Here is a 27000-nt window from a genome sequence, read left to right as displayed (position 1 = left end):
AGGGAGGGACGGCGGATGCCCCGGCGCAGCACGTATCACCACGGCGATCTCAAGGCCACGCTGGTCACGACCGCCCTCGACGTCATCGCCGAACAGGGCGTCGGCGCGCTCTCCGTCGCCGAGGTCGCCCGCCGGGCCGGGGTGAGCAGCGCGGCCCCCTACCGGCACTTCGCCAGCCGCAAGGACCTGCTGATCGCGTGCGCGATCACCGCCGCACACCGGCTGACCGGCGAACTGCGCGCCGCGCACGCGGGGGCGGCCGACCCCGGCGACCCGGTCGAGACCCTGGCCGCCGCCGCTGCCGTCTACACCCGCTTCGCCGCCGAACACGGCTCGGGCTTCGACCTCATCTACGCCGAGGAACTTCGCGACGCCGGAAGCCAGGAACTGCTTGATGCCGGACGCGGCGTCATGGACGTCCTGCTGCCCGCCGCCCTGGCCGTCACCGGCGAGGACGCCAAGAGCGCCCTCCAGCTGCTGGAGCGTCAGATCGCCGCCGCCCACGGCTATGCGGCCCTGCTCCGCAGCGACTTCCTCGCCCGCCGCCACGCCACCGTGGAGGACGTGGCTTCCGGCGCCGCCGCCATCGCGCGCAGCCTCGCGAACGACGCCCGCCGGGCGGAACAGGCGGACTGAGAACGGGCTGCCGGTGTCCGTCACCTCGGTGCCGGTCGTGGGGAGGAGTACGGCAACTTCCGTTGTCGACAGGGGGATCGACGAACCGGGGGCGGTCGCCCAGGTGGGCGACGCACCCCCGGTCGTGGCCTTCCGGGCGCCCGGGCCGTGCGGGTGTACGGCTCGGAGGGACGCGCGCCGGAAGGGTGGGGAGGCCGGGGAAGCGCGGGGAGGCTGCCGCGGCCGTCTCGGGGGCGGCCGTCAGTCGCTGCGTTCGGCCACCGCGCACGTCTCGCACAGCAGGCGCCGTGCCGCGTGACGTCTGGTCGCGGTGCCCATGCCCGCCGCCCGGTGGAGCGCCTGAGGGTGCGGATGCGCGTGCCGGTCGCAGAGCCCCGCTCCGCACGAGCGGCAGATCGCGACAGCGGCGGTGGCGGTGTCCAGGGCCTGGCAGTCGAAGCAGTTCATCGCCGCGCTCCGTTCCGGCAAGTGGCCGACGAGCGGGCGGAGTCGGACGACGACGCGAGAGCGTGTTCCGCGATGGGGACCGGCGACGTATTCACCCGGCGTACCTCCCGAAGGCATGGCTTTCCTGACGGAGTCAGGAACCATCAGCCCGGGGTGGGCGGTTCGGACCGGAGAGGTCCAGGCGGGCTCCATCGCCGAAGTCGAGTGAACCGCTCCGCGCGACGGCGGTCAAGTCAGCCGGACGAACCGGAGGGAACGCGCATGGCCAGTACGGCGATGTCGTCCTGTCGGTCGTCGCCCATCCGGGCGAGGAGTTCGTCCAGGAAGACCTCCAGCGGCTCGCCCGCGAACGCCGTCGCGCACTGGCGCAGCCGGGTCAGACCGCGCCCGATGTCCTCGCCGGGGCGCTCCACCAGCCCGTCGGTGTAGAGCAGGAACGTGCAGCCGGGCGGCAGGGTGACCGTCGCGGTGTCGCGGTCCAGGTCCGGGTCCACGCCGAGGATGGGGGCGTGCCCCTCCTCCAGGAGGTCGCTGCGGCCATCGGGGCAGACCAGCAGGGGCGGCAGATGCCCGGCGTTGGTCCAGTGCAGCCGCCAGGGCGCGTCCGGCGGTGTCTCGACGCGGGCGATGACCGCCGTGACCAGCTCGACGGCGGTCAGGCCCTGCATCACCCGGTCCAGGCGGCCCATCGTGCCCGCCGGGTCGTCCCCGCTGTCGTAGGCCAGCGCCCGCAGCATGTTGCGCAGTTGGCCCATGCGGACGGCGGCGGTCAGGTCGTGGCCGACCACGTCACCGATGGCGAGGATCAGCGAGCCGTCGGGCAGCCGGAACGCGTCGTACCAGTCGCCGCCCACCTCGGCCCGCTCGCGCGCGGCCACATAGCGCGCGGCCAGCTCGACGTCGCCGACGCCGGACAGGTCCGGCAGCAGGGAGAGCTGCAACTGCTCGGCGGTGTGCTGCTGGAGCGCGTACAGCCGGGCGTTGTCCAGCGCGAGGCCCGCCCGGTGTCCGAGGTCGGCCGCGAGCGCCTGTTCCTGCTCGTCGAAGGGGGTCGCCGGGGCACGCCGGACGAAGGTCAGCGCGCCGAGCGCCTGCCGTCGGGCGCGCAGGGGCACGATCAGCGCGGTCTGCGCGCCCAGGCTCCGGTACAGCCGCCACTGTGCGGCCCGCAGGGGGTCGTCCGGCTGGGGGCCGCCGAAGTCGTCGATCACCAGGGGGCTCGCGCCGCGCAGCACCTTGGCCAGCTCGGCCGCCGACTCGCCCGGCGCGGGCAGGGACGCGCCCGACAGGACCTGTACCGCCCGTTCCGGGTCACGGTCCGTGACCGTCAGCCGCCGCAGCCCGTCGCCCTCGATCACGTCGATCACACAGGCGTCGGCCAGATTGGGCACCACCACCCGGGCCAGTCGGCGCAGCGCCTCCCCGGCGTCCAGGCTGGACGCCAGCGCGCGGCTCGCCTCGGCCAGCAGCCGCAGCCGCGCCGCCGAGGCCTCCGGAGCGGACGCGTCGGACACGGCTTCCGGCTGGGGTGGGTCGTCGTCCCGCTTCATCGCACTCCCTCTCCTCGTGTCTCCTTTGTAACCTTTGTCGCCGGTGGTTCGGAAACCTCAGCGTGTTGGCCTCCGGCGGTTCGGCGTCCGGCCCCCGCCGGTCCTGCTCTCGCCGGTCTTCCCCGCCGGGCGCATCATGGAAGAGGCGATGAGGCTCGCCCTTGACCGCACTCCCGTGCTGATGGCCTCTACCGAACGGCGACGGGCGCCACCGCGCCCGCCCGCGGACCGACAGCCGCTTGACCGTCAAGGAGCCCGCCATGCCCGTCCGCAGACTCGTCCTCGACGTGGACAAGACGGTCGCCGAACCCGATCTGATCCACCTCGCGCTCGTGATCGAGGCCGCGCCCGGGGTGCAGGCCGTGAACATCGCGGTCACGGAGATCGACATCGAGACCGTCGGCACCAACGTCACCGTGGAGGGCGACGACATCGACGTCGCGGAGCTGACCCGGGCCATCGAGCGGACCGGCGCCGTGGTGCACAGCATCGACGAGGTCGTGGCCGGTGTGTACACGGTGGAGAACAAGCCCCGGTCGCGATGACACCCCAACTGGGAACGGTGGAGCGGCAGTTCCGCGAACTGGCCGCACGGTCCACGCTGCCGCTCGTCCTCGGTCTGGTGGACGGCCTCCTCAACGCGCTCACCCTCGCCGCGGCCTCACTGGTCGGTTCGGGTACGCCGGTCACCGCCGGGCTCGCGGTCCGGGTGGGACTCGCCGCGCTCACGACCGCCGCGTTCGCGGTCTTCGTCGCCGACTACGCCGACCGGCGCGCGTATCTCATGCGCGCCTCACGGCAGTTGAACCTCACCCGGCGCGGCCAGCTGGCCACCACCCGGCTCGGCCGCCTCGCGATGCGCCGCTCGCTGCTGGCCACCGTGATCGCCTGCACCGCGAGCTTCGGCGGGGCGACGCTCCCCCTGCTGGCCGGTGCGGCGCTGCCCGGCTTCTCCTGGATCGTGGCCGTGCTCGCCGTCGTCGCCCTCGCGGTGCTCGGGGCGGCGCTCGGGCGCCTGTTCGCGGGGAGCGTGGTGCGGTGGGCCGGGGTGCTGGGGGTGGGTGGAGTGGCGGTGACGTGGATCGGGGTGTGGCTGCACATCACGTGAGGCGGCGCGGGCGTACGGGCGCCAGGGCCGGAGTGCGGGCGCTACGCCTGCTCGGGCCTCGGCGCTCCGTACCCCTCGGCGCTCCGCCCCCTCACTCCAGCCGCCCCGTCAGCTGCTCGTACGCCGCCCGCGCCTCCGTCAGGAACTCCTCCGCCGCCGCGGCCCCCTCGAAGTCCATGACGCGCCAGCGGTGGGAGCGGTCGAAGCGGCGCAGCACGGTGGCGAGGGTGTCCTCGTCGGCGTGCCAGGTGCGCAGGGCGCTCGCGTCGGCGAGGGACGCGAAGTTCGCGTCGTGCGCGGGCACGCACAGCACCCGGGTCTCCGGGCGGCCGTCCACCAGCGCGTGCACCAGGGCCACGGGACGCGCCCGTACGGTACGGTCCGGCAGCGCGGGTTCCTCCATGAGCAGCAGGACCGGGACCGTACCGCCCTGCCCGGTGAGGGTGTCGCCGACCCGGCCGGAGCCGACCGGGTAACCGGTGACGCGTGTCGAGCCCGCGCTCACCAGGTCGTACCCGTCCGAGCCGTCGGGCGGGGCGAACGGCGATCCGATCGTCGCGTCCACCGTGACCAGGAACTCCATCGCAGGCACCTCCCGTGATGCGCACACCATCCACGCAGAGGCCATCAGCACGGTCGGCCGTGCGGTCACAGGGCGAGCCCCATCGCCCCCGGCACCACCATTCTTCCCGCAGGCATGTGGGGGCCAACCATGTGGAGGGGACTCGACAGAGCCGATCCCGCCCGAGCCACCCCGACAGCCCCTCCGGCGAGTCGCCGAACCCGGCCCGCGCCACTCCTGCCGAGCCGACCTGCGCCAGGTCGTCCGCCCTGGACCACCCTGCCGAGGGGATCTCGCCGCCCCACCCACCGAGCACCAGGCCCGGCGAACCGGCGCTCCCACCAGAGCCACGCCCGCCCGCCATTTGGCCCCGCCCCCGCCCAGGCGCACCATGGAAGGGACGGGCGATGAGGCTCGCCCTCGATCGCACGGAGTCGTGCTGATGGCCTCTGCCGAGAGCGCCGCCCACACCGGGCGGCCCGGGGACGGAGGCTCGCGGATGTACGCGTACACGATGCGCAGGGCCCGCATGGCCCACGGTGACAAGGTCGTTCTGGACGACGTCACGCTCGCGTTCCGGTCCGGCGCCCGGGTCGGTGTCGTCGGGCCCAACGGCATGGGCAAGTCCACCGTGCTGCGGATCATGGCGGGGCTGGAGCGGCCGGTGGGCGGGGACGCGTTCGCGGCGCCGGGGAGCAGCGTCGGGCTCCTTGAGCAGGAGCCCCGGCTCGACGACACGGTCACCGTCCGGGAGATCATCGAGCAGGGCGCCGCGGGCACCCGCGCGCTGCTCGCCCGCTACGACGCCGTGACCGCCCGGCTCGCGCGGGACGACGGCGACGCGGGACTCCTGGACGAGCTGGGCGCCCTCCAGGAAGCCCTGGACCACGCGGACGCCTGGGACCTGGACTCCCGGCTGGCCCAGGCGAGGGACGCCCTGCGCTGCCCGCCGCCGGACACGCCCGTCGCCGACCTCTCCGGCGGCGAACGGCGCCGTACCGGCCTGTGCCGTCTGCTGCTGTCCCAGCCGGACCTGCTCCTGCTGGACGAGCCGACCAACCACCTGGACGCCGAGTCCGTGACCTGGCTCGAACAGCACCTCGCGGACTACCCCGGCACCGTCGTCGCCGTCACCCACGACCGGTACTTCCTCGACCACACCGCCCAGTGGATCCTGGAGATCGACCGGGGCCGCGCCCATGTCCACGAGGGCGACTACACCGCGTACCTGGAGGCGAAGGCCGCCCGGCTGCGGATCGAGGGCCGCAAGGACGCCCGGCGGCGCGCACGGCTCGCGGACGAACTGGCGTGGGCGCGCTCCGGAGCCAAGGGGCGGCGGGCGCTGACCAAGGCGCGCGTGCGGCGGTACGAGGACCTGGCCGCCGAGGCCGCGCGGCCCCGGACGCACGAGCCCGGAGAGATCTCCGTTCCGCCCGGCCCGCGCCTGGGCAGCCTGGTCCTGGAGGCCGGCCATCTCACCAAGTCCCTCGGCGGACGCACCCTGATCGAGGACCTGTCCTTCTCCCTGCCGCGCGGCGGCATCGTCGGCGTGCTCGGCCCCAACGGCGTCGGCAAGACCACCCTGTTCCGGATGATCGCGGGGGAGGAGCACCCCGACGCGGGAACCCTGCGCCTCGGCGACACCGTACGGATCTCCTACGTCGACCAGAACCGCGCCGGACTCGATCCCGCCGCGTCGGTGTGGGAGGCGGTGTCCGGCGGCGAGGAGACACCCGCGAGCGGACCGGAAACAGCCGCCCGCGCCTACCTCGCCACCTTCGGCTTCAAGGGCGCCGACCAGCACAAACCCGTCGGCGTGCTCTCCGGAGGCGAACGCAACCGGCTCCACCTCGCCCTCACCCTCCGCCAGGGCGGCAACCTCCTGCTGCTGGACGAGCCGACCAACGACCTCGACGTCGAGACGCTGGCCGCGCTGGAGCACGCGCTGCTCGGCTTCCCGGGCTGTGTGCTCGTCAGCGCGCACGACCGCTGGTTCCTCGATCGCGTCGCCACCCACATCCTGGCCTGGGAGGGCGACGCGCACTGGCGCTGGTTCGAGGGGAACTACACCGACTACGAGACCGACCGGCGCAAACGTTCCGGCCCCGACCCGGCCCGTCCGCACCGGGCCGCCCACCGTCGGCTGGTCCACGGCTGACCGCGCACGCGACAGGAGGTCCGCGCGATGACCCACCCCGACCGGCAGGCGGCGGCCGTGCTGCGCGTGGCGCGGTACACCGTCGTCAATGCCGAGTGGCGGCTGCGCGAGGAACAGGCCCTGCGGCGGCTGGCCCGCACCCGTGGCCTCGCGTGGACCCCGCTGTTCGCCGGGCACCCGGTCATCCAGGTCGTCGCCCGCGACGGACGGCTCCTCGGCCGCGCCCGCCGCCACCGCGACGGCCGCCGCGCCCGCTGGATCGCCGTACCCGCCCGCACCGCGCACGAGATCGGCGCGTACCGCACCCTGCGGGGCGCGGCGCGTGCGCTGGCGCGGTACGGCCCGACGGCCTGACGAGGGCCAGGGCCTGGCGACGTCAGTCGTCCAGGGTGCGCAGCAGGCGCATCAGGATGTCCTCGGCGCGCGCGTACGAGGTCGAGCCCACCCGCAGCCGCCATACCGGCTCGGCCGCACGTCGCCGGTCCGGGGTGACGACCCGTACGGGGCGCGGGGCGGGGGCGGCGTGTGCCGCTACGTCCGCCTGCCGCAGCGCGTCGAGCACGGTGTCGACGTGCCGGGCGGGGAGGTCGGCGATCGGGGCCCACGCGGTGGCGCGCAGGCCGTTGTCCCGGCCGCCCGGCGGCAGCCACGCGGGGGCGAACAGGCCGGTGGAGACGGTGAGTCGGGTGCTGTCGTGCGCGCTGTAGGCGGCGCCGGTCATGGTGTCCTCCCGGTTCTCGCGGCCCTCGCGACGCGGTGCGCGCGGTGGGTGCGACAAGTGCGGTGAACAGGAACCATCGGCCGGTACGGCGGGTCGGCCACCCGGTGAGGGGGCGGCCTCGGCGGGGTCCAGCGCCGAGCGTCTCGCGCACTGTCGAGCGTACGCCGGGGGAGCGGGCCGTGGCGGGGGCCGTGCGGCCGGACCGCCCCGTTCGGCGTAGGCTGAATGCCTGCCACGGCATCACGCCGGGCATACTACGAATGCGCCGAGCGCGCCGGTGATGGGGCTCACCGCGAACCGCGGCATCCGCCGCTGACGGTCCCTGGTCCAACGAAGCGACCAGGAGGAACCATGCCCGCATCCGCCGCTCCGCCGCCCTCGGCGCCGCCGTTCCCCGCTCCGCCGACCTCTGGCGAGACTCCCCGTCGCGGTCGCCATCCGCCCGCGCCACATGGCCACGCCCTCGTGCCCGGCCGTACACACGTGTCGGGTGACCACATACCTATGCCCGCCGGTACGTGCCGGGCGACCACTCCCACCAGCCCCTGCCACCAGGAGGAAACGATGGAACTCGACGTGACCGTGGAGATCCCCCAGGGCTCGCGCAACAAGTACGAGATGGACCACGAACTGCACCGCATCCGCCTGGACCGCATGCTGTTCACCTCCACGCAGTACCCGGCCGACTACGGCTACATCGACGGCACCCTCGGCGGCGACGGCGACCCGCTGGACGCGCTCGTGCTGACCGGCGAGCCGACGTTCCCCGGCTGTGTCGTCGAGTGCCGGGCGGTCGGCATGTTCGTCATGCGGGACGAGCACGGCCCCGACGAGAAGATCCTCTGCGTCCCCGCGCACGACCCGCGCTACGCCGAGGTGCAGGACATCGGTGACATCCCCGACTTCGACCGGATGGAGATCACCCACTTCTTCGAGGTCTACAAGGACCTGGAGCCCGGCAAGTCCGTAGAGGGCTCGCACTGGGAGGGCCGCGAGCAGGCGTACGCGGAGATCGCCGCCTCCCGCGCCCGCGCCGCCGAACCGGCACACCAGCGTGCCTGAACCGGGCCGTCTGGTCCTGCTCCGGCACGGCCAGAGCACCACCAACGCCGAGGGCCGCTTCACCGGTTGGTGCGACGTGGCCCTGACCCCGCGCGGCGCGGACGAGGCGGTACGGGCCGCCCGGCTGCTCGCGCGGGCGGCGTTGGTGCCCGACACGGTCCACACCTCGGTGATGCGCCGCTCGATCCGCACCGCCGACCTGGCGCTGGCCGAACTGGACCGGCTCTGGGTACCCGTACGGCGCAGCTGGCGGCTGAACGAGCGGCAGTACGGCGCGCTGACCGGGTGCCGCAAACACGAGGTCCGGGCGCGCGAGGGCGCCGAGCGCTACCGGTGGTTGCGCCGCTCCCTGCACTCCCGGCCCGCACCGCTGGCCGCCGCCGAGCTGGCCCGGCTGCGCGCCGACCCCCGCTACGCGGCCCTGCGCCCCGGCGGCGTACCGGCCACGGAGAGCCTGGCCGACATGACCGCACGGGTCGCGCCGTACTGGGCCGACGTCCTCGCACCCCAAGTACGCAGGGGGGCCACGGTGTTGGTCGTCGCGCACGGCAACTCCCTGCGCGCGCTGGCCACCGTCCTCGACCGGCTCACCGACGACGAGGTCCGGGGACTCGACATCCCGACCGGCGCACCCCTGCGTTACGACTTCGACCGTGCCCTGCGCCCGTGTGTGCGCGGCGGCACCTATCTGGACCCCGTGGCCGCCCGGGCGGGAGCGGCGGCGGTCGCGGCCGAAGGCCATTCATGAACCCCGCCGTACGACAACCGAGTTGGGAAAGCTCATGACTTTGCGGATCACCGACCTGCACGCCGTGGAGATCCTGGACTCCCGCGCCCGGCCGACCCTCGCGGTCACGCTCACCACCGAGGACGGCACCCGGGTGCGGGCCGGTGTCCCCGCCGGGGCCTCCACCGGAACCCGGGAGGCCGCCGAACTCCGGGACGGGGACGCGGGGCGGTACGGCGGGCAGGGGGTGCTGGGTGCCGTCGGGCACGTGAACGGCGAGATCGCCCGGGCCCTGACCGGCCGCGACGTCGCCTCGCCCGCCGACGTCGACCGGGCGCTGCGCGAACTGGACGGCACCGAGACCAAGTCCCGGCTGGGCGCCAACGCGGTGGTCGGTGTCTCCCTGGCTGTGTGGCGCGCGGCGGCGGTGCTCGCGGGCCGGGAGCTGTGGCAGTACATCGCGGACGTGGCGGGCACCCGACCCCGCCTGCCGGTACCGCACTTCAACGTCGTCAACGGCGGTGCGCACGCCGCCAACGATCTCGATTTCCAGGAGTTCATGCTCGCCCCGCTCGGCGCACCGAGCCTGCCGGAGGCGGTGCGCGCGGGCGCCGAGGTGTACGCGCGGCTCAAGTCCCGCCTCTCTGCGGAGGGGTTCGCGACGGGCCTGGGTGACGAGGGCGGTTTCGCGCCCGCGGTGAGCCGCCCGGAGGACGTCCTTGACCTGCTGGTGGAGTCCATCGCGGACGCGGGCCGTGTTCCCGGCCGGGAGGGCGTGGCGATCGCCCTGGACCCGGCCGCGAGCGAGTTCCGGGCCCCGGACGGCCGCTACCGGGTGGTGGGGGAGTCGCTGACCAGCGACCAACTCATCGGCCGCTACGAGGAGATCGTCGGCCACTACCCCGTGTGGTCCATCGAGGACGGTCTCGCCGAGGACGACTGGGACGGCTGGGTCCGGCTCACCGCCCGCCTCGGGGAGCGCGCGCAGATCATGGGGGACGACATCTTCGTCACCAACCCGCTCGTCATCGCCGAGGCGATCGGCCGGAGGATCGCCAACTCCGCCCTCATCAAGGTCAATCAGATCGGCACGGTCACCGAGACCCTGGACGCCATGCGCCTGTGCCGCGAGGCCGGGTACACCCAGATGGTCTCCCACCGCTCCGGCGAGACCGACGACTCCTTCATCGCCGACCTGGCCGTCGGCACCGGCTGCGGCCAGATCAAGTCCGGCGCCCCGGCCCGGGGCGAGCGGGTCGCCAAGTACAACCGGCTCCTGGAGATCGCGGAGGCGAATCCGGGACTGCCGTTCGGACTGGCCGATCTCTGACGGATCATCAATTCACTGGTCGGCGTGCTCAGTCGGCGTCGAGCTGGTGGTCCGACCAGACGTAGCTCTCGGGAAGCAGGGCGGTGATCGGGAGGGTGCGCAGGTCGGCTCCGGTGCCGACGATGACGTGGGAGGCGGGGAAGTAGTCGAGGAGGGCCTGGCGGCAGCGGCCACAGGGGGGAATCACGCCGCGTTCGCGGTCGCCCACCGCGACGACGGTGTCCAGGGCGTAGATGCCCTGGGCGGCGGCCGTACCGATCAGGACGAGTTCGGCGCAGGGGCCGCCGGTGAAGTGGTAGGCGTTGAGCGCGGTGACGATCCGGCCGTCCGGGGCGCGGCCCGCGGCGGCGACGGTGTGGTTGTCGCCGTGGCAGCGGGTGCGCGCGAGGTGGGTCGCGGCCTGGACGAGTTCGTGGTCGACGTCAGGGGTCTGTGTGCTCAACTCTCCACCTCAGGGGGGCTGTTCGTCCGGTCAGTGCGGGTCGCGGTGCTCGGCCTCGATCAGGACTCGGCGCAGCAGGTCCGTCAGTTGGTCGCGTTCCGCCGGGCTCAGGCCGCTCAGGATGCGGTGTTCCTCCGCGCCCTGGGTCTCCAGTGCGGACCGCCACGCGGCGCGGCCCTCGTCGGTGAGTTCGATGTCGAGCTTGCGGCGGTCGACGCTGCTCGGGCGGCGGCGGACGAAGCCGCGCCGTTCCAGGCCGTCGAGGCGGCCGGTCATCGCGGACGGAGAGAGCTTGAGATCGCCGGCCAGCTCGGTCGGAGAGGCCGAACCGGCGCGGCCGGCCAGCGCGTGCAGCGTCAGGTACTCGAAACTCTGGAGGCCGTGGGCGGCCAGCGACTCCTCCTTGACCGCGCCCAGATGCCTGACCAGCACCCACATACGCTTCACCACCCCTTCGACCACGGGGTCGAGCGAGGGCAGCACCTTGAGCCAGCGGTCGAGGTGTTCGTCCACGGAGTCCTGTGCGGTCACGGCGGCCATTTTACTTCCTTGCCGTAAACTACGGTGCCAAATATTACGGAGCCGAAATACCATGCGGGCGTGACGCATCCACTACGCCTTCCGGGCTTCCGTCTGCTCCTGATCAGCCGCACCCTGTCCACCCTGAGCGACGCGCTCGTGCCGACCGCACTGAGTCTCGCCGTCGTCCAGCTCACCGGATCGGCGACCTCCCTCGCGCTGGTGCTCGGCTGCGCGCTCGGCACCCGGCTGCTCCTGCTGCCCGTGGCCGGAGTGCTGGCCGACCACTACAACCCCCGCTGGGTCGCCCTCGCCGCCGACACGACCCGCGTCCTCACCCAGGCCGTCGTCGCCCTCCAACTCCTCACCGGCCACGCCTCGATCGCGGTGATCGCCACGGCCCAGGCGGTGGCGGGCGCCGCCTCCGCCGTCAGCCTGTCCAACCTCTCCCCGCTCCTCACCCGCGTGGCCCCGGACTCCGGTCCGGCGCGGCAGAAGGCCAACTCGCTGATGGGCGTGGCCAAAAGCGTCTCCCTGCTCGCCGGTCCCGCCCTCGCGGGCCTGCTGATCTGGGCGGTCGGCATCGGCTGGGTCTTCGTGCTCGACTCCGCCGCCTTCGCCCTCAGCGCGTCCCTGATGCCGTTCATCCGGCTGCGGCAGAAGGCGAGTTCGGCGCCCGCGCGCCGGGCCATCCGCGCCGGGCTGGTGGAGGGCTGGGTCGAGGTGAAGGCCCGGGACTGGTACTGGACGAGCCTCATCGCCCACGCCGCCTGGAACTTCGTCGCCAACGTGCTGCTCACCCTCGGCCCGCTCATCGCGGTCACCCGGCTCGGCGGCCAGGGCGCCTGGATCGCCGTGACCCAGGCGGGCGGCATCGGCCTGCTCGCCGGATCACTGCTGGCCGGACGGGCCCGCCCCCGGCGCCCGGTGCTCGCCGGAAACCTCGTCCTGGCCACGTACGCCCTGCCGTTGGCCCTCTTCGCGGCCGACGCCCCCGTTCCGCTGCTGGTCACCGGATACGGCATCGCCATGGCGGGCCTCGGCTTCCTCAGCCCCACCTGGCAGACCACGGTCCAGGAGGCCATCCCGCACCACGTGCTCGCCCGGGTCAGCTCCTACGACTGGCTGCTCTCCCTCGCCGCACAGCCGCTCGGCGTGATCATCGCCCCCCTCGCCCTGCACCTGTGGGGCGCACGCGTGCCGTTCGCGGCCTCGGCCGTCCTGGTCGCCGTCGTCTGCGCCGGTACGGCCCTCGTGCCGGGCGTACGCAACCTGCGGTCCGACCGGGGCGTCGACGTGGCCCGCGCGGCCTGAACCGTCAGGCCGACGCGTCCCGTTCGTCCGCGACCACGGCGGGCTCCCCGCCCGTCAGGCCCACCAGTTCCTTGAACGACGTACGGAACACCGCGTGCGCCATCCCGGCGCTCGCCCATACGTGGTCGTACTCGGCCAGCGCGGTGTCGATCAGCGTCCGTACGGGAGCCGGGTGACCCACCGGGGCCACGCCGCCCACTTCCTGGCCGGTCACGGTCAGGACGTAGGCGGGGTCCGCGTGGCGGATCTTCTTCCGGCCCACGTCGAGGAGGCGGGCCAGGAGCCGGGTGTCCACGCGGTGGGCACCGCTGGTCAGGACGAGCAGGGGCGCGCCGTCGGCGGTGAAGACCAGGCTGTTGGCGATGGCCCCCACCGGGCAGCCGAGCTGAGCGGCTGCGGTCGCCGCCGTCGGCGCGGGGGCCGGTAGCTCGACCACGTCGGCGGTGCTGCCGTAGGCGCGCAGGGCCGCACGGACGCGTTCCACTCGCTCATGCACGGGTGGCTTCCTCTCGTTCCCCGGATGTTCCGGCCGCGGCGGCAGGCCACTCCTCGGCGAGGACCGACCATACCTCCTTGTCGAGGCGCACCCCCCGATGCGGATAGCGCTGCCGCAGCACGCCCTCGCGGGTCAGGCCGAGGCGGCGCGCGGCCTCGGTGCTGCGGGTGTTGCCCGACGCGGCCATCCACTCGACACGGTTCATCCCGCGCTCACGGAAGGCCCAGTCGATCAGGACGCGGCAGGCCCGGTTCACCAGGCCACGCCCCTCCCCGGCGGCCTCCAGCCAGCAGCCGATCTCGCACACCCCGGAGGCGCTGTCGAAGTGGGTGAACATGACACCGCCGACCAGGGTGCCCGCCAGCCAGATGCCGTAGATCCGGCCGGAGTCCTCGGCCTGGCGGTCGGCGTACCGCTGGAGCGTGGCGGTGGCGGTCTCCAGGTCCGTGCTGAAGGACGCCCACGGTATCCACGGGTCCACCGTGGGCCGGGCGCGGTCGATGTGCTCCAGGAACTCCTGGGCCTGCCAGGGCTCCAGCGGGCGGAGCTGAGCCTCGTCACCGAGCGGCAGAGCGAACACGGGCACCTCGTTCCCTGGATACGTAACAAACGTTCGGTATGTAAGGTAACAGCATGCCGCCCGCACCCGTCGACCATGAATCCCGCCGTGAGGACGTCAGCCGTGCCGTGTGGCAGGTGCTCGCGGAGAAGGGGTTCGGCGGGCTGACCCTGCGGGCCGTGGCCACCGCGATGGGCGTCTCGACCGGGATGCTCATGCATTACTTCCCGGCCAAGCGCGCCCTGATCGCACACGCCCTGAGCCTGCTGGAGAGCAACACGGCCGGGCGCCCGCGCCGCGCGCACCCCGCGCCCGGACTCGCCACCGTCCGGGCCATGCTGCTCGACATCCTGCCGCTGACCCCCGACGACACCGCCCGCAACCGCATCTGGGTCAGCTCGTGGGACCTGTCGCTGGCCGACGACGCCCTCGCCGCCGAACAGGCCGACCGCTACGCGCGGTTGCGCGCGACGCTGCGTCCTCATCTCGACGCCGCGCGGGAGGCGGGGGAGATTCCCGCCGGGGCCGATCCGGACCAACTCGCGGCCACGGCCGTCGCGTTCACGCACGGGCTTGTCGTCCAGGCGCTCTTCGATCCCGGACGGTTTCCGGAGGGGGTGCAGGTGGCGATGCTGGACGACTTTCTCGCGTCGCTCGTGACGGCCTGATTCGGCGGGGGCGGTTTCGGTGCCGGGCCCGGTCTGATGGCGGTGCGGGTGCCGGTGCTGGTGCGGGAAAACTCCCATGACCCGGTCCGGTGGGCGCTGCGATGATGCTCCGATGATCCACCGCCTCGAATCCCTGGTCGTCCGGCACACCCTCCGACTCCCGGCCCCCACCGGCCCGGCCGGTCAAGGGGACGTCGTGGCCCGGCAGTTCGACGCCGCGCTGATGTCCGTGGGCTTCAAGCTCTCGGCGGAGCTGCTGGCCCGGCTGTCGGAGCTGGAGGCGAAGACGGTCACCGCGATCGCGCGGCGCACACTGGGCACCGTCCGCGAGAGGGTCGGCGACCACGTCCGGCACAACGTCTACTTCGTCGACTTCCCGGCCAACGTGCCGGACACGTACGACTTCTGGACCCGCTGCCTCACCGACGCGCTCGCCGACGAGGCGTCCCGCGCGCACACGCTCACTCAACTCCGCACCGGTCTGGTCGACTTGCTGACCCTCCCGGCGTACGGCACCTACCGCCACTCATACGCCGAGATGCTCGCCGCCCACGACGAACTGATCGGCGCGGCGGGCGACCGTATGACCGTGCTGCACCTCGGTGGCCCGCTGGACGACGAGGTCACCGCGCTCTACCTCGCCCTCGCGGGCAGCGTCACACCGCTGGGCGAGGAGGGCCTGCGCGACCTCGGCACCCTCGCCGGGCGCTGTGCGACGGGGCCGCAGCCCGAGGCGATCCCGGTCCGCGAGAACCGGGCCGTCGTCAACCGGGCCCGGCTGAAGGCGGGCGCGGATCTCGACGTGGACACCGTCACCGATGTGCTCCGCCTGGCGTGCGCGCTGTCGGACGGTGATGTGACCCTGGCCGAGCCGACCCGGTTCCGCTCGGCGTCCCGGCCCGTACGGCGTGCGCTGCTCGCGGCGCTCGACTCGGTGGTGGCGACGGACCCCGCCAAGCTCGCGGACGTGCACCCGCACCGCGAGCGGTGGAAGCGGCTCGGTGAGCGGCTGCACGCGCACGAGTACGCGGAGCGGTGGCCGTATGCCGCCGGGGTGTTCGCGGTCGCGCGGGGCGAGCGGGAAGCACCGACGTTCGACGGCCGCGTCGAGAAACTGCTCGGTGCGGGTGATGTCGTCGGCGCGGCACGGCTGTTGGGGGCGGCGCCGGGCAGGCTGTTCCGTGCCCTGGACCGGCTGCTGCGTACGGCCGCGACCGCGGAGGAACTGGAGGCCGTGGTGGCCGCCGTCGAGTCGGCCGCGCCGGAGGTCTCGGGGCGGGTCCTGCTGTCGGTGCGCGAGCACATCGGCAACCGTGAGAAGCCGGACGGGCAGCGGGTGTTCGTCAACCGGTACGGCGGTGCCTGGGCCGAGTCCGACACCCGGCCCGCGCTGTCCGCGTCCACGCGCGAGCGCCTGCTCGCCGTCCTGGACACCGAGACGCGCCGCCGTCTGCCCGACCCGGGCCGGCTGCTCGTCGACCCGGCCGTCCTCGATGTGGCGCTCCCGCTCAGCGGCAGGGCGACGGCCGCCGGGCTCGGGGTGCTGCCGCGCGGCTCCCTCTCGGCAGTGGAGGGGGATCTGCTGCGCTTCTTCGTGCACTGGAGGCAGAAGCGGCGCCGCACGGACTACGACCTCTCCGCCCTGCTGCTGAACTCCCGCTACGAGACGGTCACTTGGCTGTCGTACACCTCGCTCGCGGAGGTCGAGGGCGAGCACTCCGGTGACATCATCGACGCGCCGTACGGGGCCTCGGAGTTCATCAACCTGCGGTTGGGCGCGGTGCGCGGCGACTTCATCGTGCCGCAGGTCCACATCTACTCGGGGGAGGGGTTCGAGGAGGCCGAGGAGTCCTTCTTCGGGTTCATGCTGCGGGACGCCGAGCAGTCGGGGCGTCCGTTCGAGCCGCGTACGGTACGGATGAAGTCGGAGCTGCGGGGGCCGGGGCGGGTGGCGCTGCCGCTCGCGTTCGTGCGGGCGGCGGACGGGAGTTGGCGCGCGAAGTGGCTGCACCTGTACCTCAAGGGGAGCCCGGCGTACAACCGGGTGGAGGACAACCAGGTGTCGGTGGCGGCGCTGCTGCGCGGCATCGTCGAGCGGGCGCAGTTGACGGTGCGTCATGTGGTGGACCTGATGTCCGACCGCGCGGCGGACGTCACGCTGTGGGACGGTGAGGCGGCGCCTCCCGCCGGGCCCGTCACGTACATCGGCCTGGAGCGGCCGGAGGGGCTGCACCCGGACTCGGTGGTCATCACCCCGGAAAATCTGCGCGACTTGATACCGGCGTGACTGTTAGAGTCGCCGGTGACGAGGCCATGAAGGGGCTTCCTTCTCATTCACTCTCAATGAACCCAGCCCTTTCGCTTTCCTCGTCCTCGACTTCACTGCTGCGTGTGAGCGGGCGGCCGAGGGTGCGGCCCGGATCGGCCGCCGTCCCGCTACCGTTGCTCCGCATGACGGCCACCCCGACGGACATCACCGAGGAACTGATCAGGGAACTGCTGCGCGAGCAGCACCCCGACCTCGCGGAACTCCCGCTGAAACTCGGGGCGCTCGGCTGGGACAACCAGGTGTGGCGGCTCGGCGACGACCTCGCGGTCCGGATGCCATGGGCGACGGAATCGGCGGACGCGCTGCTGCGCAAGGAACACACCTGGCTCCCGGGGCTCGCACCGCACCTTCCGCTGCCGATTCCCGTACCGCAGCGCCTCGGTGAGCCCTCCGAGCGGTTCCCGCGCCCCTGGCTCGTCACCACCTGGGTACCGGGCGAACCCGCCGACCGCGCCCCCGCGACGCGTCCCGCCGAGGCCGCGTCCATCCTGGCCGCCTTCCTGACCGCGCTCCACCGGCCCGCCCCCGACGACGCGCCCTCGGGCCGCGACCGAGGGGGCCGACTGGCCGACACCGCCGAACACTTCGCCCGAGCGCTCGGCTCCGCCGCGGACCTCGGCCTGGTCCCCGACCCGGACGCCGTCCGCGCCGTCTGGGAGGACGCCGCCGCCGCGCCCGCCTGGACCGGCCCCCGCCTCTGGCTCCACGGCGACCTTCACCCGGCCAACGTCCTCACCGCCGACGGCACCTTCTGCGGCATCATCGACTTCGGCGACCTCTTCGCAGGCGACCCCGCCTTCGACCTCGCCGCCGCGTGGATCCTCCTGCCGAACGGCACGACCGACCTCTTCCACGCCGCGTACCACCCGACCCCGGACCCCGCCACCCTCCGCCGCGCCCGCGGCTGGGCCGTCCTCCGCGCCCTGGCCTGCCTCCACATCGGCCACGCGGGCGACGAGGGCCGCCCCGGCGGCAAACCGACCTGGGGCCCTCCGGGTCGGGCGTCACTGGCACGCCTCACCGGGGCGGCGCGTCGGTGAGCAGGGTCCGAGGGAGGGGCGAGAGATGAAGCCCTGCAGAAGCGGCCTGGCGCGCGCTGCGCACCGCTTACGGCGAACCGGCCCCTCCGGAAGGGCACCCGAGTCGGAACAGCCCGCGCATCGCCGAGACGGACAGTGCGCGGATGGCGGTGGCGACGGTGGCCGAACGGCTGCCACCGCACTGCGGCCCGGCTTTCGTGGGGAGCGTGGAGGAACTGGCCGTCCATGAAAGGCACTTGGTGGAAGGACGCGGGTGCGCCAGGGTGAGCCGGGTGGCGCGCTTCTCGACAGTCACCTGCCGATGCTCGACCTTGTCGACATGCTGGCCAGGGAGTACGAGGGGATGGACCCGGGGGACGCTCGGCACCAAGGGCTGACGTACGCGCTCAGGGTGCTCGCGCAGGCGTATGCCGAGCACCCTGAGTACCGCCAGGAGTGGCGGCCAGGGCCTTGCGGCCCGGGCTCAGCAGCTGCTGGGGGTTGAGCCCGAAGCGGCGTCCGGCGGGATATGCCGCCAGGCCGAAGGCGAGCGGCGCTTTCTTGAGAGCGATCTTGGTCGTGTCGTTCATGAAACGGTCGCTCCAGAGCGGCAGGACGGGGTGCCCGCTCTCCCGGCCGACAGCCCTGGGGCCAACCCGTGATCATGCGACATATGCGCCGTTATGATGAAAATATATGTTCGCGTGGGAATGCTGGCGCCCCTCCGAACCAGCGGAGCGATCCGACCCCCGGAGTCGGTCTCCGCAGGGAAACCCGCGGAGGACGGGTGGGAAGCCGATGTCGAGGTACTCGAACCGGGCGAGTCCTCTGATGGCGTACGAGAGGACCCGTCGCTACACCCGAGGATAGATCGACCGGCGAGGCTGAGGCGAGGCGGCCGGTGAAGGGAGAGGCGCCATGAGCCTGGTGCCACAAGGCGGAGGACCGGTCGCCCAAGGCGGTGGCGGGAGCGGAAACCTCTACGACGTCCTGGAACTCATCCTCGACCGCGGACTCGTCATCGACGGGTTCGTACGGGTGCCCCTGGCCGGGATCGAGACCCTGGAGATCGACGCCCGCGTGGTCGTGGCCGGCGTCGACACGTATCTGCGGTTCGCGGAGGCGTGCAACCGGCTCGACCTCGAATCCGGCCGGAAGGCCCCCGCCCAGCCGACCGACATCGTCGGCGACTCGGTGGAGAGCGGCGCTCAGGGCAAGTCCAAGGGCGCGATCACCGGTGCCGTAGAGGCGGTCACCGACTCCTCCAAGGGTGTGACCGACGGTGACGAGGAAGCGGAGGAGCAGCCCGTGGAGAGGGAGCGGTACCCGGCTCGGTGGACCTCCCCGCGGGAGCGGAGTTCGGCCCGCGAGAAGGAATGAGCCATGGCCGTATACATCTACTCCGTCACCGAGAAGCGGCATCCTCTGCGTCTCGACGGCCTGCGCGGCGTCGGGGAGTCCCCGTCCGGCCTGCGCGCCCTGACCGCGGGCGGTCTGTGCGCGGTCGTCAGCGACGCGCCCGACGATCTGCGCCCCGAGTGCCGCGACATCGGTGTGCACCAGGAGGTACAGGAACGGCTCATGGCCGACGGCACCGTACTGCCGCTGCGTTTTGGGCTCGTCGCGGAGGGTGACGACGCCGTACGGGCCGCCCTCGAGGAGCGCGCCGACGCGTACACCGAGCGACTGCGGGCACTCGGAGGGTGCGCCGAGTACCACCTGAAGGCGACGCAGGACGAGGACAGCCTGCTGCGGCTGATCCTGGAGGAATCGAGCGCCGCCCGGGAGCTGAACGACGCGATCCGCGCCGGTACCGCCGACGTGGGCGCCCCGGTGCGCCTCGGCGAGATGATCGCGCGGGAGATCCAGGCGCGGCAGGAGGCGCTGGCCATCGGGGTGGTGGAGGCGCTGCGCCCGTTCGCGCGGGACGTGGACTCCACCCAGCCGACCGGTGAGGACTTCCTCAGCGTGTCCTTCCTGGTGCCCGAAGATCAGGAAGAGGTCTTCCTGACCACCGAGTTGAGTGTCGCGCACCAGCTGGGCGACGACCTCGACCTGCGGCTGCACGGCCCCCTGCCCCCCTACAGCTTCGTCTGAGAACCGCCCGACGGGTCGCTCCACACAGCTCGTGACCCTGCCGCTCGCGCCGGTGCGCTGCCCGGCCGGGAGCGTCCTGAACGACCGGGCGGCGCGCAGGTACGACCAGCGGCGTCCGGAACCGCCGACGAGTGCGTGAAGGGTTCCTTTCGGGCGCCTACCTCGCGAGTGACGACCAGAAGCCCGTCAGCGCCTCGATGACCGCCCCCGGGCGCTGGACGTTGGGGGAGTGGCCCCCCTCGGGGATCCTCGTGAACGGTGCGCCGAGAGTCTTCGCCATGGCCTCGGCCTCCTGCTCCGCCCAGGTGTCGTCCGGGGTGCCGAAGACGACGGAGAGCGGAACTCCCTTGTCCTTGAGGTCGGTTGTGCGGTCGGGTTCGGTCAGCAACTGCCGGGCCGCGAGCCGCAGCGCCTCGGGCTCGTTGCGCGCCCAGCGGTCGGAGAGGAACGCCAGCACGTCCGCCGGGATGCCGTCCTCGGCGGGGCGCAGATACGGCCACAGGTCGGGTACGGCCATGCTGCCGAGGGCGTCGAGCAGCAGCTCCAGCCGCTCCCGCGTGGGCGTCCCGACCTCGGCCGGGCCGAAGTTCATCAGCGTGAGAGAGGCCCAAGTCTCCTCAGGGGCACCGCTGTTGAGCACGGCGAGGCGGGACACGAGCCCGCCGTACGAGTGCCCCACGAGATGCACCGGACCCGCGCCGAGCGCTTCGGCGAGCGCCCTCGCGTCCGCTGCGGCGGAGTCGCTGTCGTAGGCCGGGGCGGCGGACGCCGGACCCGTCTCGTACTGCCCGCGCTGATCCACGGCGTACACCGCGTACCCCGCCTCGCTCAGCCCCGGCAGCAACGGCAGGAAGTCCTCCTTGCTCCCGTTGAACCCCGGCACGAGCAGCGCGGTACCGCGCCGCGCGGACCCGGTCGGCGCGGCCGTGAGCGCGGCGAAGACACCCCGCCCGGTCTCCAGCCGGACTCCCCGGACACCGGGCGGGCGGGCGATGGTGAGGACTTGGCTCATGGGGCGATGCTACGTAAGCCTCCGGTGGCGGGCGCCATGAGTGTGCCGCTCGGTGTGTGAACGCCCCCTTGACGCCGGGCCGGGGCGCCCCGACACTCCCCATAGGGAAGCCTAGTGAACAGGTAGGGAAACATGGTGCGCCTGGTGACGGTCTCCGGCCCGATGGGCCGCGGGGCGTCGTGCGTGCCGCCGCGGATCGCCAACTCCCCCCTGCTCACCTCCCGTCGGCACATCGACCTCCTGCGCGTCTCCAGCGCGATCAGCCTGGTCTGACGCTCTTTCTCAGCCGGTCCCAGCCGGGGCGACGACGCCCCCAACCGACGCCGTTTCCGCCGTCGCGCGCTTCTCCGCGTGCCCATCCATCCAGGGGAGACGTATGTCCATCACTCCGCTGTCCTCCACCGCGCTCGCCGCCGTCCCGGCCGCGCACCGCACCGCCGCCGCGCCCTTCCGGGGCCGTATCGGCCGGGACGCGCGCAGCGGCCACTACGCCGTCGCGCACCGCTACCGGCTCCATCTGTCCACCGCCTGCGCCGACGGCCTCCGGCTCGCCATCGGCCACAGCCTCCTCGGCCTCGGCGACGCCTGTCCGGTCACCCTCCTGGCCGCCGTCCCCGACTGTCCCGGGGGCGGCCACGCCGCGCTGCGCCCGCTCTACGACGCCAGCGCCCACCGCTACACCGGCCCCGCCCACGCCCCCGTGCTCAGCGACGACTGGTCCGGCCGCATCGTCAGCGCCCACGCCCCCGACATCCTGCGCGACCTCGACCACCTCCCGCACCACGGCGGCCCCCTCCACCCCGTCGGCTGGGAGTCCACCATCGAGGCCGTCGAACGCCTCTGCGCCGAGGAGATCGAGCAGAGCGCGCAGTACGCGGGCGCCGCCGACACGGACCCCGCCGCGCGCACCGCCGCGCTCGACGTCCTGCTGGACGCCCTCGGACGCCTGGAGCGCTGGCTGACCGGCGAGGAGTACCTGGTCGACGGCCGGATCACGGCCGCCGACCTCCACCTCTGGGTCTGCCTGGTCCAGCTCGACACCGTGCACCGCTGCCATCTCGACGCCTCCGCCGTCCACCGCATCGCGGACCACCCGGCCCTGTGGTCGTACGCCCGCCGACTCGCCGCCCACCCCGCCTTCGGCACCCACCTCGATCTCGACGGCATCGCCCGCAGGCACCATGGCCACTGCCAGGGACTCGAAGCGGCCGGCGCGGCCGTCCAGATCCTGGACTGGGCCGCGCACTCGGCCGACCTTCCGCGCACTCCGCGCAGGTGAGAGCGGTCCGGCAGCGTCCAACTGCCGGACAACCGTTGACATTCGAGCGGCCGAATGCCTTACTTGCCGCACAGAACGGTCATGAGCGTCAGCGCCAAGCCCTGGCTCGCTGACCGGCAACCCTCGCATCGCGGTGGGGTGCCCCAGGTGACGACCGGACCGACGACGACTTCGGTAAGCGCGAGGGGCCCCGCGGGGCCTGGACAGTGAACAGGTGACGCCATGAACGCGACCCCCAGGAGGGCCGACGGCCGCTCCCACGGCCGTCGCGTCCCGGCGTCCGCCGGGCTCCTCGTCGCCGACCGCGCCGTCGATCTGCTCCGGGTCAGCAGCGCGCTGTGTACGGCGCCGGGCCGCTGTCAGGGCTGACAGCCCCCTTTCCCCCTCTCTTCGCGCTTCTTCGTGACGCACCCCGCGCACCGGTGTGCCGTCCGCCTCGCCGTGTGCCGTACGCCGTCGTGACCGCCGTACGGCCCCGCGCATCCCCGGGACACCCGAATCCGCCGGAGCCGCCCTCCCATGAGCGAACCACCAGGCGTCGTCGTCACCGCCGCGCCTATATCTGACACTCCATCAAGTAAACTGAAAGCGCAGCGAGTTCAGCCCCTGCGCAGGCCGGGGCGGTGGATCGCCACCGCCGTCGTCCTCGTGCTGGTCGCCCAGATCGGGCACGGTCTCGCCACCAACCCCTTCTACCAATGGGACCGTTTCCGCTACTGGTTCCTGCGGCCCGCCGTGCTCGACGGACTCCTCGTCACCCTCGAAGTGACCGGACTGGCCGCCGTACTGGGGCTGTTGGGCGGCGTCGTGCTCGCCCTCGGACGGCTCTCCGGGAGCCCGGTGCTGCGGGTGGTGAGCTGGACGTACGTCTGGCTGTTCCGCTCGGTGCCGCTGATCGTCGTCCTGATCTTCCTCTACAACTTCAGCGCGCTGTACCGCACGGTGAGCCTCGGCGTCCCCTTCGGGCCCGCGTTCGTCACCTTCGACGAGTCCCGGCTCGCCACCGACATGACGGTCGCCGTCGTCGGACTCGCCCTCAACGAGGCCGCCTACGCCGCCGAAGTCGTGCGCGGCGGACTGCTCTCCGTCGACCAGGGCCAGCACGAGGCCGCTGCCGCCCTCGGCCTGCCCCGGCGCTACCAGTTCACCCGGATCGTCCTCCCGCAGGCGCTGCGCTCCATCGTGCCGAACTACGTCAACCAGCTCATCGGCCTGGTCAAGAGCACGTCCCTGGTCTTCTACGTCTCCCTGCTCGACCTCTTCGGCACCGTGCAGAGCATGGGCAGCACCTACCCCGGCGACATCGTGCCGCTGCTGCTCGTCGCCACCGTCTGGTACCTGATCCTGACCAGCGCGGTCTCCGTCGTGCAGTACTACGTCGAACGGTACTTCGCGCGCGGCGCCACCCGCGCCCTGCCCCCGACCCCGCTGCGCAGAGCCCGCACCGCCCTCGCCGGACTCCGCGCCAAGCTGCGTGAGGAGAGCGCCGTATGACCACCGCCGCCCAGGAGACCGCCCCCGCCGCGCTGGAGATCCACGGCGTGCACAAGTGGTACGGGGCCCAACGCGTGCTCGACGGCATCGACTTGACCGTACGGCCCGGCGAGGTGACCGTCATCCTCGGCCCCTCCGGCTCGGGCAAGTCCACGCTGCTGCGCGTCGTCAACCATCTGGAGAAGCCCGAGATCGGCCATGTCAGCGTCGGCGGCGAGCTGATCGGCGTACGGCGCGGAAGCCGGGGTCGGCTCAAGGAGCTGAGCGAGCGGGCGATCCTCGCGCAGCGCGGCCGGATCGGGTTCGTCTTCCAGAACTTCAACCTGTTCCCGCATCTGACCGCTCTCGACAACGTCGCCGCCGCGCCCGTCGCCACCGGGCGCCTCGGCAAGCCCGAGGCGAGGGAACTCGCCCGTGAACTCCTCGGCCGGGTCGGGCTCGCGGACCGCACCGGTGCCTACCCGCGCCAGCTGTCCGGCGGGCAGCAGCAGCGGGTGGCCATCGCGCGCGCCCTCGCGCTGCGCCCCGGCATCATCCTCTTCGACGAGCCCACCTCCGCGCTCGACCCCGAACTCGTCGGCGAAGTCCTCGCCGTCATCAAGGACTTGGCCTCCAGCGGCACCACGCTCGTCATCGTCACCCACGAGATCGGCTTCGCCCGCGAGGTCGCGGACCGGATCGTCTTCATCGACGACGGCCGGATCGTCGAACAGGGGCCGCCCGCTGAGGTGTTGGACAAGCCACGGCACGAACGCACCCGCGACTTCCTGAGCAAGGTGCTCTGAACCCTCCCCTTTCGCGGACGGTCCGGTCTCCCGTCCCTGCTCCTTACTGATGCCCTCCCACCCGAACGACAAGGACAGCCATGCCCCGTCACCCTCTCTCCCGCCGCCGTGCGGTGCGCGGTACCGTCGCGGCGACCACCGCCGCCCTCCTCGCCACCCTGCTCGCCGCCTGCGGCGGGGAGAGCGACGCCGCGACCACGACCGACGCCCGGGGCGCGGTCACCGTGGGGAAGGTGTCCAACGGCGCCGCCACCGAGACCCGGCTCGAGGTCGCCGAAGTGAAGTCGATCCGCGCCGAACTCCCCGCCGTCGTACGGGAGAACGGCACGCTGAAGGTCGCGGTCGGCGCACTGCCCGACGGCTTCCCGCCGCTCGCCTTCGTCGGCTCCGACCAGAAGACCCTCACCGGCGCCGAACCCGACCTCGCCCGGCTGGTCGCCGCCGTGCTGGGACTGCGGCCCGAGATCCGCAACTACACCTGGGAGAACATGTTCGTCGGCATCGACAGCGGCAAGGCCGACGTGGGCTTCGCCAACATCACCGACACCGAGGAACGCAAGCGGAAGTACGACTTCGCCTCCTACCGCAAGGACAACGTCGGCTTCGAGGTGCTGAAGAAGAGCACCTGGGACTTCGGCGGTGACTACCGCAACCTGGCCGGGAAGACGGTCGCCGTGGACAACGGCACCAACCAGGAGAAGATCCTCCTCGAATGGCGGGACAAACTGAAGAAGGAGGGCAAGACCCTCACCGTCAAGAACTTCGCCAGCAAGAACGCCACCTACCTCGCGCTGACCGGCGGCCGGATCGACGCCTACTTCGCGGCCAACCCCGGGATCGCCTACCACGTGAAGCGGTCCGCCGGGTCGCCCTCCCCGACCCGCAGCGCGGGCACGTTCTCCGGTGCGGGCGCCCGGCTCCAGGGCCTGATCGCGGCCACCACGAAGAAGGACAGCGGGCTCGTGAAGCCGCTCGCGGACGCCCTGAACCATCTGATCGACTCGGGGCAGTACGCCAAGTGGCTCGCCGCCTACAACCTGACCGACGAGTCCGTCACCAAGGCGGAGATCAACCCGCCCGGGCTGCCGCTCGACAACTCCTGACCCGCCGCCGACCTGCTGCGGAAGAGCGAACGGGTGACGTCCGGCGTGTCGGGAACACCTTCCGGCACCCGGGCGTTGGCCCTGATGACGAGACGCGAAGAGCCACAGCCGGAGGGGGTGGGGGACATGCAGCGGGGACTCGACCGCGTGCCGTGCCCGCGCCTGCTGCGGACCGCCCGCTCCGTCCTGCTGCACTCCCGGCCGCACATAGACCTGCAGAGGGTGGCCGGCGCGCTCTGTCGCGCCTGACGCGTATCTCCGACCTCCGCTCCACCGCGCACGCGCGCCCCGGGCCGGTGTGTCCGCGCTCGCCCGCACCGCCCCCGCATTTCTCCTCTCGCCCACGCAAGGACCCTCAAGGAAGGCGTTCCTCGTGCCCTCTGCTTCCGCGCCCCCCGCTTCCCCACTCCATCTCGCCGTCGCCCTCGACGGCACCGGCTGGCACCCCGCCTCCTGGCGCGACCCGGCCGCCCGCCCCGCCGAGCTGTTCACCGCTGCGTACTGGGCCGACCAGGTCGCCGAGGCCGAGGCCGGACTGCTCGACTTCGTCACCATCGAGGACGGCCTCACCCCGCAGTCCGCGCACCCCCTCCGCCCCGACGACCGCACCGACCAGGTGCGCGGCAGGCTCGACGCCGTCCTCATCGCCGCGCGCGTCGCCCCGGTCACCCGCCACATAGGTCTCGTCCCGACGGTGGTGGTCACCCACACGGAGCCGTTCCATATCTCCAAGGCCATCGCCACCCTCGACTACGTCAGCACCGGCCGCGCGGGCGTCCGGGTGCGGATCAGCGCCCGCCAGGACGAAGCCGCTCACTTCGGCCGCCGGGTCTTCGACCCCCTCGACGCCTACGACACCCCCGCCGCCCAGGAAGCGGTGACTCCCCTGTTCGACGAGGCCGCCGACTACGTGGAGGTGATCCGCAGGCTCTGGGACAGCTGGGAGGACGACGCCGAGATCCGGGACGCGGCCACAGGGCGCTTCATCGACCGCGAGAAGCTGCACTACATCGACTTCGAGGGCCGCCACTTCAGCGTCAAGGGACCATCCATCACCCCGCGCCCGCCCCAGGGCCAGCCCCTGGTCACGGCCCTGGCCCACCAGACCGTGCCCTACCGGCTGGTCGCCCGCCAGGCCGACATCGGCTATGTCACCCCGTACGACGCGGCCGACGCCCGCGCCATAGTCGCCGAGGTCCGCGCCGAGCAGGACGCGGCGGGCCGGGCCGAGGAGCCCCTGCACGTCTTCGGCGACCTCGTCGTCTTCCTGGATGACACGACGGCCGGGGCGCAGGAGCGGCGCGCGCGGCTGGACGAGCTGGCGGGCGAGCCGTACACCAGCGACGCCCGCGTCTTCACCGGGACGGCCGCCCAACTGGCCGACCTGCTGGAGGAACTGGCCGGGAGCGGGCTCACCGGGTTCCGGCTGCGCCCCGCCGTCACCGGGCACGATCTGCCCCGGGTCAGCCGCGATCTGGTGCCCGAGCTGCAACGCCGGGGTCGCTTCCGCACGGCCTACGAGGCGCGCACCCTGCGCGGTCTCCTCGGTCTTGACCGCCCCGCCAACCGTTACGCCGCCTGAG

At 72.8% G+C, this 27000-nt stretch carries 32 protein-coding genes, 2 pseudogenes and 3 riboswitches; of the genes and pseudogenes, 24 read left to right on the top strand and 10 right to left on the bottom strand.

Annotated elements, in window-relative coordinates:
- The first annotated feature begins 15 nt into the window (after window positions 1–15).
- The gene (locus tag B079_RS0129425; protein ID WP_018549443.1) at window positions 16–636 is read left to right on the top strand and encodes a TetR/AcrR family transcriptional regulator; all 621 of its coding nucleotides are present in this window, start codon (window positions 16–18) and stop codon (window positions 634–636) included.
- Window positions 637–876: 240 nt separating this feature from the next.
- On the opposite strand, the gene B079_RS0129420 is transcribed toward B079_RS0129425, so the two are convergent.
- On the bottom strand, window positions 877–1083 hold the full coding sequence (locus B079_RS0129420; protein WP_018549442.1) for a DUF2180 family protein: 207 nt from the start codon (window positions 1081–1083) through the stop codon (window positions 877–879).
- Between the two features lie 127 nt (window positions 1084–1210).
- Window positions 1211–1288: riboswitch (Fluoride riboswitch) on the bottom strand.
- A 28-nt stretch (window positions 1289–1316) separates the two neighbouring features.
- Window positions 1317–2633, bottom strand: coding sequence for a PP2C family protein-serine/threonine phosphatase (locus tag B079_RS0129415; RefSeq protein WP_018549441.1), 1317 nt, complete (start codon window positions 2631–2633; stop codon window positions 1317–1319).
- 135 nt (window positions 2634–2768) lie between these two features.
- Window positions 2769–2831: riboswitch (Fluoride riboswitch) on the top strand.
- A gap of 62 nt (window positions 2832–2893) precedes the next feature.
- Here B079_RS0129415 and B079_RS0129410 point away from each other — a divergent pair.
- The gene (locus B079_RS0129410; protein WP_018549440.1) at window positions 2894–3178 is read left to right on the top strand and encodes a DUF211 domain-containing protein; all 285 of its coding nucleotides are present in this window, start codon (window positions 2894–2896) and stop codon (window positions 3176–3178) included.
- Window positions 3175–3741, top strand: a complete 567-nt coding sequence (locus tag B079_RS0129405; RefSeq protein ID WP_051095370.1) for a hypothetical protein — start codon at window positions 3175–3177, stop codon at window positions 3739–3741. The genes B079_RS0129410 and B079_RS0129405 overlap by 4 nt, the downstream gene beginning before the upstream one ends.
- 91 nt (window positions 3742–3832) lie before the next feature.
- Here B079_RS0129405 and B079_RS0129400 read toward each other — a convergent pair whose 3' ends face one another.
- Window positions 3833–4324, bottom strand: a complete 492-nt coding sequence (locus B079_RS0129400) for an inorganic diphosphatase (protein ID WP_018549438.1) — start codon at window positions 4322–4324, stop codon at window positions 3833–3835.
- Window positions 4325–4802: 478 nt separating this feature from the next.
- Here B079_RS0129400 and ettA point away from each other — a divergent pair, with 478 nt between their 5' ends.
- Window positions 4803–6461, top strand: a complete 1659-nt coding sequence (ettA, locus tag B079_RS0129395) for an energy-dependent translational throttle protein EttA (RefSeq protein WP_018549437.1) — start codon at window positions 4803–4805, stop codon at window positions 6459–6461.
- Between the two features lie 27 nt (window positions 6462–6488).
- Window positions 6489–6815: a hypothetical protein gene (locus B079_RS33410; RefSeq protein ID WP_018549436.1), complete on the top strand. Its 327-nt coding sequence runs from the start codon at window positions 6489–6491 to the stop codon at window positions 6813–6815.
- Between the two features lie 22 nt (window positions 6816–6837).
- Here the strand turns inward: B079_RS33410 and B079_RS0129385 are convergent, their stop codons facing one another.
- The gene (locus tag B079_RS0129385; RefSeq protein WP_018549435.1) at window positions 6838–7182 is read right to left on the bottom strand and encodes a hypothetical protein; all 345 of its coding nucleotides are present in this window, start codon (window positions 7180–7182) and stop codon (window positions 6838–6840) included.
- Window positions 7183–7746: 564 nt separating this feature from the next.
- Between B079_RS0129385 and B079_RS0129380 the strand changes: the two genes are divergently transcribed.
- The 3 genes from B079_RS0129380 to eno are packed head-to-tail and all read left to right on the top strand — an operon-like array spanning window position 7747 to window position 10301.
- A complete protein-coding gene (locus B079_RS0129380; protein ID WP_018549434.1) occupies window positions 7747–8244 on the top strand; it encodes an inorganic diphosphatase in 498 nt (165 codons plus the stop codon).
- Window positions 8237–8992 (top strand): 2,3-bisphosphoglycerate-dependent phosphoglycerate mutase, encoded by a 756-nt coding sequence (locus B079_RS0129375; RefSeq protein ID WP_018549433.1) that lies wholly within the window; start codon window positions 8237–8239, stop codon window positions 8990–8992. The genes B079_RS0129380 and B079_RS0129375 overlap by 8 nt, the downstream gene beginning before the upstream one ends.
- A gap of 34 nt (window positions 8993–9026) precedes the next feature.
- A complete protein-coding gene (gene eno, locus B079_RS0129370) occupies window positions 9027–10301 on the top strand; it encodes a phosphopyruvate hydratase (RefSeq protein ID WP_018549432.1) in 1275 nt (424 codons plus the stop codon).
- Window positions 10302–10329: 28 nt separating this feature from the next.
- Here eno and B079_RS0129365 read toward each other — a convergent pair whose 3' ends face one another.
- Window positions 10330–10743, bottom strand: coding sequence for a cytidine deaminase family protein (locus B079_RS0129365; protein ID WP_018549431.1), 414 nt, complete (start codon window positions 10741–10743; stop codon window positions 10330–10332).
- A gap of 30 nt (window positions 10744–10773) precedes the next feature.
- Window positions 10774–11283: a MarR family winged helix-turn-helix transcriptional regulator gene (locus B079_RS0129360; RefSeq protein WP_018549430.1), complete on the bottom strand. Its 510-nt coding sequence runs from the start codon at window positions 11281–11283 to the stop codon at window positions 10774–10776.
- A gap of 60 nt (window positions 11284–11343) precedes the next feature.
- Between B079_RS0129360 and B079_RS0129355 the strand changes: the two genes are divergently transcribed.
- The gene (locus tag B079_RS0129355) at window positions 11344–12576 is read left to right on the top strand and encodes an MFS transporter (RefSeq protein WP_018549429.1); all 1233 of its coding nucleotides are present in this window, start codon (window positions 11344–11346) and stop codon (window positions 12574–12576) included.
- Between the two features lie 4 nt (window positions 12577–12580).
- Here B079_RS0129355 and B079_RS0129350 read toward each other — a convergent pair whose 3' ends face one another.
- Together B079_RS0129350 and B079_RS0129345 are read right to left on the bottom strand one after the other, a co-directional pair.
- Window positions 12581–13072: a YbaK/EbsC family protein gene (locus B079_RS0129350; RefSeq protein ID WP_026249204.1), complete on the bottom strand. Its 492-nt coding sequence runs from the start codon at window positions 13070–13072 to the stop codon at window positions 12581–12583.
- Window positions 13065–13652, bottom strand: coding sequence for a GNAT family N-acetyltransferase (locus B079_RS0129345; protein ID WP_018549427.1), 588 nt, complete (start codon window positions 13650–13652; stop codon window positions 13065–13067). The genes B079_RS0129350 and B079_RS0129345 overlap by 8 nt, the downstream gene beginning before the upstream one ends.
- Window positions 13653–13705: 53 nt before the next feature.
- On the opposite strand from B079_RS0129345, the gene B079_RS0129340 reads away from it, so the two are divergent.
- The 4 genes and pseudogenes from B079_RS0129340 to B079_RS36655 form a co-directional block, all read left to right on the top strand.
- Entirely contained in the window at window positions 13706–14299 is a 594-nt protein-coding gene (locus B079_RS0129340) for a TetR/AcrR family transcriptional regulator (protein ID WP_018549426.1), read from the top strand.
- 112 nt (window positions 14300–14411) lie between these two features.
- A complete protein-coding gene (locus B079_RS0129335; protein WP_018549425.1) occupies window positions 14412–16586 on the top strand; it encodes a hypothetical protein in 2175 nt (724 codons plus the stop codon).
- A 164-nt stretch (window positions 16587–16750) separates the two neighbouring features.
- Entirely contained in the window at window positions 16751–17668 is a 918-nt protein-coding gene (locus tag B079_RS0129330) for an aminoglycoside phosphotransferase family protein (RefSeq protein WP_018549424.1), read from the top strand.
- A 301-nt stretch (window positions 17669–17969) separates the two neighbouring features.
- A pseudogene (locus B079_RS36655) lies at window positions 17970–18053 on the top strand (hypothetical protein); the annotation flags it as partial.
- A gap of 1 nt (window position 18054) precedes the next feature.
- On the opposite strand, the gene B079_RS35360 reads toward B079_RS36655, so the two are convergent.
- Window positions 18055–18237, bottom strand: coding sequence for a hypothetical protein (locus B079_RS35360; protein WP_158685062.1), 183 nt, complete (start codon window positions 18235–18237; stop codon window positions 18055–18057).
- Between the two features lie 153 nt (window positions 18238–18390).
- Between B079_RS35360 and B079_RS36165 the strand changes: the two are divergent.
- The 3 genes and pseudogenes from B079_RS36165 to B079_RS0129315 form a co-directional block, all read left to right on the top strand.
- A pseudogene (locus B079_RS36165) lies at window positions 18391–18517 on the top strand (gas vesicle protein); the annotation flags it as partial.
- 48 nt (window positions 18518–18565) lie between these two features.
- Entirely contained in the window at window positions 18566–19027 is a 462-nt protein-coding gene (gene gvpJ, locus B079_RS0129320) for a gas vesicle protein GvpJ (protein ID WP_018549422.1), read from the top strand.
- 3 nt (window positions 19028–19030) lie between these two features.
- On the top strand, window positions 19031–19744 hold the full coding sequence (locus B079_RS0129315) for a GvpL/GvpF family gas vesicle protein (protein WP_018549421.1): 714 nt from the start codon (window positions 19031–19033) through the stop codon (window positions 19742–19744).
- A gap of 157 nt (window positions 19745–19901) precedes the next feature.
- On the opposite strand, the gene B079_RS0129310 is transcribed toward B079_RS0129315, so the two are convergent.
- A complete protein-coding gene (locus tag B079_RS0129310) occupies window positions 19902–20756 on the bottom strand; it encodes an alpha/beta fold hydrolase (protein ID WP_018549420.1) in 855 nt (284 codons plus the stop codon).
- Between the two features lie 132 nt (window positions 20757–20888).
- On the opposite strand from B079_RS0129310, the gene B079_RS35355 reads away from it, so the two are divergent.
- The 8 genes from B079_RS35355 to B079_RS0129270 all read left to right on the top strand — a co-directional run bounded on the left by B079_RS35355 (window position 20889) and on the right by B079_RS0129270 (window position 26999).
- Complete coding sequence (locus B079_RS35355) at window positions 20889–21029, top strand: putative leader peptide (RefSeq protein ID WP_018549419.1); 141 nt, start codon at window positions 20889–20891, stop codon at window positions 21027–21029.
- 103 nt (window positions 21030–21132) lie between these two features.
- Window positions 21133–22035, top strand: a complete 903-nt coding sequence (locus tag B079_RS0129300) for a glutathione S-transferase C-terminal domain-containing protein (RefSeq protein WP_018549418.1) — start codon at window positions 21133–21135, stop codon at window positions 22033–22035.
- Window positions 22036–22112: 77 nt separating this feature from the next.
- Window positions 22113–22222: riboswitch (SAM riboswitch) on the top strand.
- Between the two features lie 35 nt (window positions 22223–22257).
- Entirely contained in the window at window positions 22258–22404 is a 147-nt protein-coding gene (locus B079_RS35350; RefSeq protein WP_018549417.1) for a hypothetical protein, read from the top strand.
- A gap of 150 nt (window positions 22405–22554) precedes the next feature.
- A complete protein-coding gene (locus B079_RS0129290; RefSeq protein WP_026249203.1) occupies window positions 22555–23529 on the top strand; it encodes an amino acid ABC transporter permease in 975 nt (324 codons plus the stop codon).
- Window positions 23526–24314, top strand: a complete 789-nt coding sequence (locus tag B079_RS0129285) for an amino acid ABC transporter ATP-binding protein (protein WP_018549415.1) — start codon at window positions 23526–23528, stop codon at window positions 24312–24314. Before B079_RS0129290 ends, B079_RS0129285 begins: the two co-directional genes overlap by 4 nt.
- 80 nt (window positions 24315–24394) lie before the next feature.
- Window positions 24395–25417, top strand: a complete 1023-nt coding sequence (locus tag B079_RS0129280) for an ABC transporter substrate-binding protein (RefSeq protein WP_018549414.1) — start codon at window positions 24395–24397, stop codon at window positions 25415–25417.
- Window positions 25418–25501: 84 nt separating this feature from the next.
- Window positions 25502–25666 (top strand): putative leader peptide, encoded by a 165-nt coding sequence (locus B079_RS36650; protein WP_018549413.1) that lies wholly within the window; start codon window positions 25502–25504, stop codon window positions 25664–25666.
- 124 nt (window positions 25667–25790) lie between these two features.
- Window positions 25791–26999: an LLM class flavin-dependent oxidoreductase gene (locus B079_RS0129270; RefSeq protein WP_018549412.1), complete on the top strand. Its 1209-nt coding sequence runs from the start codon at window positions 25791–25793 to the stop codon at window positions 26997–26999.
- Window position 27000: the final 1 nt, after the last annotated feature.

Origin of the sequence: Streptomyces sp. LaPpAH-108 (assembly GCF_000373625.1) — a bacterium.
Classification (GTDB): Bacteria; Actinomycetota; Actinomycetes; order Streptomycetales; family Streptomycetaceae; genus Streptomyces.
Note: the sequence above shows the minus strand (reverse complement) of the source record. Positions and strands in the feature narration are given on the sequence as shown.